The following is a 12,131-nucleotide window of genomic DNA, read 5'->3' on the forward strand; positions in this document are numbered from 1 at the left end:
GAAATTATGATTAGAAAATTTTTTTGTATATTGAGTCTTGTAACACTTGCAACATCTTGTACTAAAGATAACTTTGGGAATGATAAAAATAGCGGTGATACGATAACCATGAATGTTTCGGCATCTATGCCAACTCCGAAACAAGAAACTATGCTTGAATCAAGAACAGTTGTTGATCAGATTACAAACAATTATATATCATTAAAATGGACAAATACTGATAAAAAAGCTTATGCTATTACTCTTTATACCGACAGTAACGGGCAACAATTAATGGGGCGGCCGTCTTTTAATATTGATCGTTATAGTGACGATATGAAATCCGTGTATTTTAATGCAAGTTTTAATTCAGGATTTAAAGAAGCATATTTTCATTATCCCTATGGTATTAATACCGCTGATAAAAAAGCTAAAGTTCTGACTATACCGGCAGAACAAACTAAGGCAGGTTTTAAAAAATACAATGTAATGATTTCAGATAAAATAACGCCAACTAAATCCGGTGATTTGTCTGTAACGTATAAACAGTTGACATCAATCGTATATGTAGAAGTAGAGAATATTCCTGAAGGTAAAACTATTGATAACATTACTTTTTATCCATCCAATAATGATGGAGGTTCAGCTAAAACAGTTGTTTTAGACAAATTGACTTTAGGATTCAATGAAACCCAAACACTGACTCAAACTTATGAGTCGAGTTTAGATTCGGAAAAGTGGATGATATATACATTTAACGAAGGTGAAGAAGCTGGTAAATGTATGTTTATTATCTATCCGCCGGCTATGAATAGTGTTAAGGCGGATGATATGACTTTCACTGTAAACTATACAGACGGAACTAAGAAGAATTCAAAATTATCTTCTAATAGTGTAGGTGTAAAGATGCTTCAAGCTTTTAATGCTTTGAATGCAGGAGAAGTGTTATGTCTGACTATACCAGGCTCTCCGGCAACATCGGCTAACTAAAGATATCTATTATAGTGCAGTTAACAAAATCCTCAATCTAACTGCCGGATTTATACACTAAAAATATTGGAGCATTCTTTTTCTATCCAGTTAAATTCAAGCGTCTCGACGTTTTGATTAAAATGACGAAGAATTTAAGAGAAAACGTTTCATCGTTTTATCCAAAATGCCGAGGCGTTTTTTTGTGATTCGAAATTGCTGTGAATCAGCTTTCCCTTTTGCTTTTAGCATAATTGGAAAGTATTGTTTTTATAAAATAAAAATATATTATACTATGAACAGATTTTTGTATTTATCATCAGCTTTGTTTCTTTCTGTAAGTAATTCGTCTTGTGTTAAAGATAAGATTGATGTAGATAAGCCCAATTTACTTGTAATTATGACTGATGAACATTCTATAAGGACTTTGGGGTGTTATAGAGAACATATGGCAGAATGTCAGAGAAACTTGTGGGGAAGTTCGCTTAAAATAGAGACCCCAAACATCGACAGGCTTGCTTCTGAAGGAGCTTTATGTTTGAACTTTTTCACTTCCGCACCTGTATCAACACCGGCCAGGGCGTCATTCCAGACTGGACTTTATCCTGCTGCTGCAGGGGCGCCTATCAATGGTATGCCAATGGATTCAAATCTCATGACTTTTGCTGATGTACTTTCTGAAAATGGATATTCGACTACTTACGTTGGCAAATGGCATCTGGCAGGAGTTCCTAAAATTCCTGGCAGAATGTACTACGAGCCTGGCTTTTCTTTTGGGTGGCAGAATAGAAACTATATGTTTGAGACAGATCACGAGAAGTGGTATAAGGTGAAAGAAAAACCCAATAGAATATACATCACCAATAAGAATAAAGAAGGGGATGATGCTTATGAATACAGTACTGACTTTTTGACAAATAAAGTCATTGAATTGTTGGAAGAACGTGATAATCGTCCGTTTTGTATGATGCTGTCGATTCCCGACCCTCATTCACCTGATCTGTGCAAGGAACCTTACATATCACAGTATGCTAAAATTGAAATTACCAACCCATCTACAAATACTGAAGAGTTGCTTAATGCTCGTCCGGGATGGGGGATAGGGGGAAAAGCTCAAGCAGAAAAATTTGTTCCTAAAAATATCCGGAATTATTTTGCTATGGTTAAATGTATAGATGACAATGTTGGAAAAATCTTGAAATATCTGGATGATAATAGTCTGACTGATAATACGATAGTTGTTTTTACATCCGATCATGGAGACATGCTTTATAATCACATGAGAGTTGATAAAGGTTGCCCTTATGATGATGCAATAAGAGTTCCTTTTATTGTGAGATATCCTTCACGTATAATGTCGGGGAAAGTGATAAAAAGAGCTTTGAATACAACTGATTTTCCTCCTACTATATTGGGACTGATGGGCTTTAATGAATTGGGTGAAGTTCATGGTGAAGATGAGAGCTGTATTTTGAAAGATACAGTCAGTGTCGTGGAGAATGGCAGAATGGTATACATCACTGACTCTCCTTTTAGTGAGTGGACTGCTATCACAGATGGGAAATACAAGCTTGTTTTGTCATGCAAGGATAAGCCTTGGTTACTCGATATAGAGAAAGACCCTTTGGAAATTCAGAATTATTATGATGCTCCTGAATATTCGGATATTAGGAAAAGATTTCAAGATGAATTAATTTTAAAAATGAAGAAATATGATGAACCTGCTTTAAAATTAGATCGTCCTTTCCTATATAGCAGTGACGATGATATAACATATAAATCTCCTTATTATGGAATGAACAGAAAACAGATTAGTGAGGTTGAAAAGGGAACTTTGGAGAAATATATTATCGAAATGCATAGAGATTATTATCGAAAATATTAAGAATGAAGTAGTTTTTGTACTTATATTGTGATTTTAATCACAGAAAGTTTCCGTTATTTAAGAAAAAGTTATCATATTTGCATCATAATATGACATCAGATAACTTGAATAAAAAAATAATAACAAAAAATAATAACATATGAGTTCGGATTTATTGAAAGGATTACCAAGTTTGGCCAATGAATCTGTGGCTAAACAGGTGACGGATATTTTGACAGATTTAATCGTGTCGGGAAAGATTAAACTTGGCGAGTATCTCCCCACTGAGGAAGACTTGTGCCGCGAGTTCGGAATAGGCAGAAGTTCTGTAAGGGAAGCCATCAAGACCCTTGAGTCGAGGGGAATGGTAAAGAAGTTTCACGGCAAGGGGATGGTAGTGATAGACGAAAGCGCGGCGGCTACTGCCAAACTGCTGCAGATATCGCTGAAAATGAAAAAAACTACGATGAAGGATATCATGGAGTTCCGAAACTCGATAGAAATCAAGATGACGGAGTTGGCTGCCAAACGTGCCACCGACGAACAGATACAAATTATTTCCGGTCATTTGGAAAAGATGAAGAACGAGGAGTACAAGCTTGACACATTTGCTGAATTCGACTATAATTTCCATAAATCAATAGCCGACGCTTCCGGCAACAGTGTGTTCTCGCTGATGATGGAAACCATGCGTCCGATGCTTTATAATCATATCATATATACGCTGAATCCTACATTCAATCCTGAACATTCGAACCATTATCACGAAAAAATCCTTCAAACCATCAGGGACAGGAATCCTGAAGAGGCGGTAGAGGCCATGCGTTTGCATCTGACCGGAACGGAAAGGATAATAGAAGAACTTGAAGGCGTAAACGTCACTATATAGGTGGCTGCCCATCACGATAATTCAAGCCCTGCCATTGCCGATATGTCTGTCGGCGATGGCAGGGCTTTTGTTTTTAACATATAATATTTATTGAAAAATTTACAGAAAAGCTTGTTTGTATGATAATAAGAATGTATTTTTGTGCAGATGTCAGACAACATAGCTCGTGCGTGTAGCTTTCGAACAACAATTGTTGTATTATTCAATCTGGGCGTGTCTGATGAGTATTATTCATTTTTAAGATATAGCGTCAAAAAACATTTTAACAAACTTAATTTAACTTATGACTTCCAAGATATTAAATAGTTTGCCTCATTTAGCCAATGACTCTGTGACTAAGCAGGTGACAGACATACTGTCGGACTTAATAGTTACAGGCAAAATTGTAGAAGGGGATTTTTTGCCAACAGAAGAAGATTTGTGCCATGAGTTCGGTATAGGGCGTAGTTCGGTGAGAGAGGCCATCAAGACGCTTGAGTCCAGGGGTATGGTGAGAAAACTCCATGGCAAGGGGGTGGAAGTGATAGACGAGAGTGCCAAGGCCACAACCGAAATGCTTCATATATCGCTCCGGATGAAGAAAACGACGGTACGTGATTTTATGGAATTCAGAAAGTCTATGGAAATCAAGATGACCGAAATGGCTGCCTGTCGTGCCACGTCTGAACAAGTGAAAACCATCGAAGAAGTTTTAGAGAAGATGAAGACGGACGAATACAGACTTGAGACATTTGCCGATTACGACTTCATGTTTCATAAATCGATAGCCGATGCTTCGGGCAACAAAGTCTTTTCGCTGATGATGGAGACCATCCGCCCCATGCTTTATTCTCATATCATTTATACGCTCAACCCGAATTTCAATCCGGAGCTGTCGAACCATTTCCATGAAACCATACTTGAGGCCATAAAAGCTAAAGACCCCAATGCAGCATCAGCCGCCATGGCTGCACATTTGGTGGGAACAAAGAGTATAATAGATGAACTGGAAAGTGCTAATGTAACGTTGTAACTATTATATTTAAATTGATATCCATGAAAAGACGTGAATTTTTAAAAAAATCATTCCTTACAACCACTTTTTTATCTTGTGGGGGATTTTCCATCGCAAGTCAGGGCAATGAATTTAAGCCGAGAGAGTATTGGCCTAAGCGTGACGACAACTGGAAGTATATGGGCAAAAAGGATACTTCTACAGTAAAGCGCGAAAAGGAATACACTTTTGATGTTGCAGTGATAGGTGGTGGAGTGGCAGGATTGTGTGCAGCGGTTTCAGCAGCGCGACATGGTGCCAAAACGGTGCTTGTGCAAAACAGACCGGTACTTGGTGGAAATGCATCCAGCGAGATTCATGTTCCTATAAACGGCTCTTATCATTTCAAGAATAAATTTGGAGTTGACAGGGAAACAGGTATAGTAGAGGAAATCCAGTTGGAAAACAGGTACTATAATGTCCAGAATTCTTGGGAGGTATGGGATCATGTAATGTATGATTATGTAACTCGCCAGGAAAATCTTACATTGATGCTGAATACTCAGGCCATGGAGGCTGTCATGGACGGAAATTCAATAAAAAAGGCCATATGTTTTCAGTTCTCTACGGAATCAAAGATAATAATAAGTGCCGATGTCTTTATTGACTGTTCCGGTGATGGAGCTCTCGCAGCGAGTGCCGGTGCCGAATATAGGACAGGCCGGGAAGGCAAGGCCGAGTTTAATGAAAAATATGCGCCTGACGAACCCGACGGATGGGTGATGGGCGACAGTATTCAGTTCAGTTCAAAAGATATGGGGTATCCCGTACCATTTAATCCGCCATCGTTTGCAATAAAATATGACCCAAGTAAAGCTAATAAACGAAATATCACACAGTTGAGTTGTGGATTCTGGTGGGTAGAATTAGGTAGCGACTTGGATATTGTTGATGTTACAGAAGAGAACCGCCACAAATTGTTGGGATATCTATATGGTGCTTGGGATTATGTTAAGAACTCTGGAAAATTCCCTGAAGCCGCCAATTTGGTACTGGATTGGGTTGGTTCCGTTCCGGGACGGCGTGAGTCAAGGCGTTTTATGGGAGATTATATCCTGAATGAAAACGATTTGACGAAGTTCACTCATTTTGATGATGCAATAGCATACGGAGGCGGCTGGTCGCTCGACGAACACTGTCCCGGCGGAATTTTGAATGATAAGGAACCTGCAAGTTATTTCCATCAAAGATTTGAAAAAATGTTTGAAATACCATACAGATGTATTTATTCTAAGAATATTGATAATCTTATGTTTGCAGGAAGAAATGTAAGTGTAACTCATATAGCTCTTTCAGCAACCAGACTTATTGCAATTTGTGGTCTTGTGGGACAAGCTGCGGGTACTGCTGCTGCCATGTGTATGGAGTATAAGACTTCTCCAAGAGGAGTTTACAAGAAACACATTCCGGAGCTTCAGGAAAGACTTTTACGCGATGACTGCTATATTCCGAACCGTCCGGCAAACGACGGGGCTGACTTGGCACGCAAGGCGAAGATTGAGGCTTCGTCTACCACATCAGGTAATGTGGCTTTGCTGACTGACGGATATAGTAGGGATGAGGTGGACAGGATACACCATTGGCAGTCGGACGGACTGAACCCAGACTTGATTCTTTCTTGGGATAAACCGGTTTCGTTGTCTTCTGTAGAAATAAAATGTGATTCTAATCTTCATACTGAAATACAGATTCATCCTAATATAGAAAAGAGAAGAAAGCAGAGACCGGGAATGCCTGTTGAACTTGTAAAGAAAGTTTCTGTTGAGGCTGAGGTAAATGGTGTGTGGAAAGAATTGACCGAGATTGACAACAACTTGCACAGGCTGATAAAATTAGAATTCTCACCTGTCCGTACTTCCAAAATACGTCTGAACTTAAAAGAAACTTACGGAGCTTCTGATGTAAGGCTTTTCGAAGTGAGATGCTATTAACTATTTTATATAAGTAACTAATTAAAATTAAGCAGCATTATGTTTAAGTTTAATACCCAAGGTATCCCCGACAGCCGCCAATGCCCTATTGACGGTGTAAAAGAGGTTGTCGCTACTTGCATAATCCTGCGGTCTGATCCATTTAGTTTTCATTATTCTCCACAAGGTTTCTGCAAGATTCAGGTGAGGGGAATACGGTGGAAGGTAAAAGAGAAAAAGTCCGCGTTTCTCCCACAGTTCTCTCAATTCCTTTATTTTCTTGTTTCGATGTACGCTCGCATTGTCAAGCACGATGAACGTATCTTTCTTTATGTTCAAGGAAAAGGTGTCAAGGTATTCAACGACCTTGTCCGCGTCAATACTTTCAGTCGTGGTGAACCCATGATAGCGGTTGTTCCTGTCTATCATGCCGAAGATGTTGACCCTTTGTGCCTTTTGGGATGGGATATACACGTCTTCGTTACGGAATTGCCAGCCGTAAGGCACATAGCCTTCGGTGCACACATGGCTTTCATCGGCGTAATAGAGGTCTATCTTGCCGTTTATGTTCAGATGTTCAAGTTCTTGCAACTTCTCGGTCTTATACGCATAGAGTTGCGGCGAGGGGACTCCCCTTGGGCGTTTTCTTATTCGCTTATATCTTGCGCCAAGGCTGATAAAAAACGCTTGAATGTCAGGTCGCTCGCTTCCTTGCCAGTGGCCTTCTGCCAGGCTTCCCGAGCTTTGCTGACGCTCTGCCTGTCCTGTTCTATGGCCTTGCGAACAACTTCCTCGTCCGTACAGTCCATGATAGGTTTTCGCCCACGGCCGGGACGGGTCTGCAAGCCGTCGATGCCTTCCGACAAGAAACGTTTTACCCAAGAGTTGACAGATACATGTGACATCTCCGTCTGCAAACCTATGGCCTTGCTGGAAAGTCCAGTCGATTTGAGCAGTACGGCACGACAGCGCATCCGAAAGCAATGGCTGTCTCCCTGTCGGAAACCCGTTTCCAACGCCAAGCGTTCGGAATCCTTTAATATGATTGATTTGATTTTGCCCATAAGTGCATATTTGAATTTTATGAGGCAAAGGTATCAAAACCTTATGATATAAACCAATTATGAACATCTACTTAATGTAATTGATATGTGTAATTTATTGCTTTTAGGAATAGGAGGTCAGGAGCTGATCTTTATAGCTCTAATCATTTTGTTGTTGTTTGGCGGGAAAAAGATTCCCGAACTGATGAAGGGTCTTGGTAAGGGGGTTAAGAGTTTTAAGGATGGTATGAACGGAATAGATGAAACTGTAGAAGAAACAGTAAGCCTGGAAAATAAGAAAAGTAATACGGAAAAGTGAAAGAAAAGGACTTAAGCTTTTGAAAAAAAAAGTGTCATGATTCATTAAATCACGACACTTTTTTAATGCTCAGCTTTAGAAACTGATTGTAGTATCTTCTAATCCCTTTGATGATAGATTAATGACTGTTTTTTCGTTTTTGCCGTTTGACTGCACAGTGACAAGCAATGTACCGTTTTGTGCCTTACGGCGGTCGGTCTTGAAATTTCCTGTATAATACAAGTTAGGTGAGTCTATACCGATAAGTTTTGCTCCACCCGTTACGGTAACGATGATCTCATTTTCAGCCTCTGGGACAGTCCTGCCTTTATCGTCTGTTAGCCTTATCTCTATTATATTAATATCTTTTCCGTCTCTTGACATTTCTTTCCATACCGGATTGGCCTGAATCTTAGAAACAGATCCTGTTGTTTCAAGTTTGCATGTACCGACTTTCTTTCCGTTGCGGTAGCCTATAGCTTCAAGTTTGCCGGGTTTGTATGAGACCTCAAACTCTGCATAATAAGTGTCCTTTCCTGTTTCCTTTCTTCCTAAAGACTTGCCGTTTAGCTTGAGTTCTATTTCATCACAGTTGTTGTATACTGTGGCAAAAGTTTTCTCGCCTTCTCTTTTATTCCAGCTAAACAACCTTTCTTTGCTTAATACGAAAAGAACAAAGCGGTCATGATGGACCAAATTTATTTAGTAATTATAATTTTTAACTTGTCCTCTAATTTTTAGTGGACACTAGTGACTTCAATTTATTTAAAGCCAATATTTATTATTGTTAATGTATTGTTAAAATACTCTCATACTGTTTGAAATTATATTGTTATTTATTTCTTTTGCACTGAGAAGATGTCAGATGACATATAAATCCTTTGTTGCTTCTTAGATTGACAGCATTGAATTTTATACTAAATATAAAAATGTTTGTTTTAAAATTTATTTACTTATGAAAGATGTAAAAAGAAAAGTCAAATGCTGCCTTACAGCCCTTTTTGGTTTGGCAGTTTGTACTTCTTCGTTCGGGCAAGTCGGTAAGACAGTAAACGGAGTAGTAGTAGATGAAAGCGGTCTTCCTATAATAGGAGCCAACGTACTTGAGGCAGGTAGCCAGTCCAACGGAACAATTACTGACCTTGACGGAAAATTCCAGTTAGTACTTTCCAAAGAAAATGCTTCCCTTTTGTTTTCTTATATCGGGTATACAACCATTGAGAAAAAAGTAAACGGGAATACAGTCTTTGAAATTGTCCTGAAAGAAGACAGACAGACTCTCGATGAGGTAGTGGTAGTAGGTTATGGTGTCCAGAAAAAGAAGCTGGTTACAGGTGCTACATCACAGGTTTCTTCAGACGATATCATGGGATTGAGTTCAAATGGTATACTTGGTGCCATGCAGAGCAAAGTTCCGGGCGCAAATATCACATCCACTTCAGGAATGCCTGGAAGTGGTCAGAAAGTGGTCTTGCGTGGTCTTGGTACTGTCGGTAATTCAGAACCTCTTTATGTCATTGATGGAATTGCAGGTGCCAATATAGCTATGCTGAATCCTTCAGACATTGAGTCAATCGACATCCTTAAAGATGCTGCTTCAGCGGCAATTTATGGTTCGCGTGCTGCTAATGGCGTAATTCTTATTACCACCAAAAGAGCAAAGGAGGGAAAGATGCAAATAAGCTATGATGGATATTATGCTATTCAGAATGTGGCTAAGAGTGTTGAAATGTTGGGTGCGAAGGATTTCATGATGATGCAGGACGAGCGCTTGTGTAATGCATCAAACGGTCAGCAGAAAGGTTATGACTGGCAGACTATGTTGCCTGGATACCTATATGATTCTATAATGTCAGGTGAATGGGATGGTACAGACTGGCTTGGAGAGGCAGAAAACAAGAATGCTCCTATGCAGAATCATGCCATAAGTCTTGTGGGCGGTACTGACATTTCCAGATTTTCTGCTGGATATTCTTATACCACTCAGGAAGGTATTTTCGGAAAGCCTGTTACCCCTAATTATACCAAGCACAATGCCCGTATGACTTCCGAGAATGTACTGCTTAAGAATGAAAAGCATGATATTATTACTTTCAACACAAGTATGATTTATTCTTATGTTGAAAATTCGGGTATCTCTACCGGTAATAGATTCAGCAATGATATCCAAAATCTTATGACAGCTCCTCCTATCATGCCTTTGTATAATAAGGATGGCGGATACTATAATGCAGAGGATAAATTGGAAGAAGGTTGGAATTTCGATAAGTTCGCTGCAAATCCTATAGGTCTTATGGTTGACAGAAACCGTAACCTAAAGAAAACTCATCGTCTGATGGCAAATGCTTCTGTAGAGATACAGCCAATCAAGGATTTGAAGATAAAGAGTGCTTTCGGATATAAGCTGCATGCACAGAGTTCCAGAGAATTTACTCCTCAATATAACTATGCGGAAAATGATGCTAATGGCAATGAGAAAGTAACTCAGGCAAGCCAGTTGTATTATGCATGGACCTGGGAAAATACTGCTTCTTATAAATTTGATATAAACAATCGCCATGGCTTTGACATCGTACTGGGTCAGTCTGTCGAAAAGAGTGGAGTAGGAGAACAAATGTCAGCTTCAAACAGCAATATGGCTTTCCCTCAGGAATTTGATTATGCATGGCTCACAAACACAAAAGGAGTAAGTTCTGCCAATACATCTGTATCAGGTAGCCCTTATGTGCGCAATATGCTTGCTTCTTTCTTTGGTAGGGTCAACTATAATCTTGACGAAACATATATGGCTTCTGTAATGATGCGTGCCGACGGAAGTTCGGCATTTGCTCGCGGTCATCGTTGGGGATATTTCCCTTCAGTTTCTGCCGGTTGGGTTATTTCAAATGAGCCATGGATGAAATCTACGTCTAAATGGTTGGATTTCCTGAAACTTAGAGCGAGCTGGGGTCAGAACGGTAACTGTAACATTCCTCTTTTCCAATATCTAGGAACAGTGGTATATCCTAATAATGCTTTGTATTTCTTCTCTAACGATAAAGTGGCACAGACTCAGGGTGCATATGCAAATGTATTGCCTAATCCTGATATTACATGGGAAACTTCCGAACAGCTTGACTTGGGTATTGACGCTTATTTCTTCAATTCAAGACTTAAACTTGCTTTCGACTGGTATAATAAGATTACACGCGACTGGCTTGTACAGGCTCCTATTCTAGGGTCTTATGGAACCGGTGCTCCATATATCAATGGTGGTGAAGTACAGAACAAAGGTGTAGAAGTAGGCTTGTCATGGAATGACAATATCGCAGATTTCAGATATGGAGTAAATGTAAATATGGCATACAACAAGAACGTGGTAACTAAAATTGCCAACGGTGAGGGCATAATTTATGGACCTAATGATGTTCTTGACCAGAATACCGGTTATCTGTTCCTGGCTCAGGAAGGCTATCCTATCGGATATTTCTATGGATACAAGACTAATGGAATATTCCAGAATGCCGAACAGGTTGCAAATACTGAAGCTAAGGTTGTTGATGCAGCTCCTGGAGACCTGATTTTTGTAGATACAGACAAAGATGGTGACATCGACTCTGACGACAGAACTATGTTAGGTAATCCTCACCCTGATGTGAATCTGGGATTCGGCTTGAATATGGAGTATAAAGGGTTTGACTTCAGTATTACTGCAAACGGTGCATTTGGTCATCAGATAGCTCAAAGCTATAGACCTCAGACAAACAAACTGTATTATAATTATACAAAGCAAATGATGGACGAGCGTTGGCATGGTGAAGGAACATCCAATACATTCCCTCGTCTTGGCAATGCCGCAAATTTCAATAAGGTATCAGATATATATATACAAGATGCAGATTATGTAAGGATACAGAACATCACTTTGGGATATGATTTCAAGCGTTTGTGGAAGAAATCTCCATTAAAACAGATGCGCCTGTATCTGTCTCTGCAGAACTGGTTTACATTTACCGGATATGACGGCTTTGACCCTGCTGTAGGTTATGGAGGTGGAACTGATTGGGCTTCTGGAGTTGACCTCGGATTCTATCCATCTGCCAAATCATTTATCATTGGTGCCAATCTTAAGTTCTAATTAGAGTATTAACATTAAAATTTATATGA

Annotated in this window: 10 protein-coding genes; 7 read left to right on the forward strand and 3 right to left on the reverse strand. The window is 39.5% G+C overall.

Annotation, left to right across the window (positions count from 1 at the left end; translation table 11 throughout):
• The first annotated feature begins 6 nt into the window (after positions 1-6).
• From ACNOGP_RS11300 to ACNOGP_RS11320, 5 genes are all read left to right on the forward strand, one after another.
• The gene (locus ACNOGP_RS11300; protein ID WP_060451227.1) at positions 7-969 is read left to right on the forward strand and encodes a hypothetical protein; all 963 of its coding nucleotides are present in this window, start codon (positions 7-9) and stop codon (positions 967-969) included.
• A gap of 274 nt (positions 970-1,243) precedes the next feature.
• The gene (locus tag ACNOGP_RS11305; protein ID WP_004320119.1) at positions 1,244-2,833 is read left to right on the forward strand and encodes a sulfatase-like hydrolase/transferase; all 1,590 of its coding nucleotides are present in this window, start codon (positions 1,244-1,246) and stop codon (positions 2,831-2,833) included.
• 139 nt (positions 2,834-2,972) lie between these two features.
• Positions 2,973-3,701 carry a FadR/GntR family transcriptional regulator gene (locus ACNOGP_RS11310; RefSeq protein ID WP_004320118.1) on the forward strand — a complete coding sequence of 243 codons (729 nt, stop codon included), beginning with the start codon at positions 2,973-2,975 and terminating at the stop codon, positions 3,699-3,701.
• A gap of 283 nt (positions 3,702-3,984) precedes the next feature.
• Positions 3,985-4,713, forward strand: coding sequence for a FadR/GntR family transcriptional regulator (locus tag ACNOGP_RS11315; protein ID WP_004320114.1), 729 nt, complete (start codon positions 3,985-3,987; stop codon positions 4,711-4,713).
• Positions 4,714-4,736: 23 nt separating this feature from the next.
• Positions 4,737-6,665 carry an FAD-dependent oxidoreductase gene (locus tag ACNOGP_RS11320; RefSeq protein ID WP_258998482.1) on the forward strand — a complete coding sequence of 643 codons (1,929 nt, stop codon included), beginning with the start codon at positions 4,737-4,739 and terminating at the stop codon, positions 6,663-6,665.
• A 27-nt stretch (positions 6,666-6,692) separates the two neighbouring features.
• On the opposite strand, the gene ACNOGP_RS11325 is transcribed toward ACNOGP_RS11320, so the two are convergent.
• The gene (locus ACNOGP_RS11325; protein WP_158533146.1) at positions 6,693-7,376 is read right to left on the reverse strand and encodes an IS630 family transposase; all 684 of its coding nucleotides are present in this window, start codon (positions 7,374-7,376) and stop codon (positions 6,693-6,695) included.
• A complete protein-coding gene (locus tag ACNOGP_RS11330; RefSeq protein ID WP_024988925.1) occupies positions 7,292-7,708 on the reverse strand; it encodes a helix-turn-helix domain-containing protein in 417 nt (138 codons plus the stop codon). The genes ACNOGP_RS11325 and ACNOGP_RS11330 overlap by 85 nt, the downstream gene beginning before the upstream one ends.
• Positions 7,709-7,793: 85 nt before the next feature.
• Here ACNOGP_RS11330 and ACNOGP_RS11335 point away from each other — a divergent pair, with 85 nt between their 5' ends.
• The gene (locus ACNOGP_RS11335; RefSeq protein ID WP_060451338.1) at positions 7,794-8,006 is read left to right on the forward strand and encodes a Sec-independent protein translocase subunit TatA/TatB; all 213 of its coding nucleotides are present in this window, start codon (positions 7,794-7,796) and stop codon (positions 8,004-8,006) included.
• A 75-nt stretch (positions 8,007-8,081) separates the two neighbouring features.
• On the opposite strand, the gene ACNOGP_RS11340 is transcribed toward ACNOGP_RS11335, so the two are convergent.
• On the reverse strand, positions 8,082-8,681 hold the full coding sequence (locus ACNOGP_RS11340; RefSeq protein WP_217728657.1) for a DUF4982 domain-containing protein: 600 nt from the start codon (positions 8,679-8,681) through the stop codon (positions 8,082-8,084).
• A gap of 259 nt (positions 8,682-8,940) precedes the next feature.
• Here ACNOGP_RS11340 and ACNOGP_RS11345 point away from each other — a divergent pair, with 259 nt between their 5' ends.
• Entirely contained in the window at positions 8,941-12,102 is a 3,162-nt protein-coding gene (locus ACNOGP_RS11345) for a SusC/RagA family TonB-linked outer membrane protein (protein ID WP_060451307.1), read from the forward strand.
• Positions 12,103-12,131: the final 29 nt, after the last annotated feature.

It is taken from the genome of Bacteroides difficilis (assembly GCF_048319815.1).
GTDB lineage: Bacteria > Bacteroidota > Bacteroidia > Bacteroidales > Bacteroidaceae > Bacteroides > Bacteroides zhangwenhongii.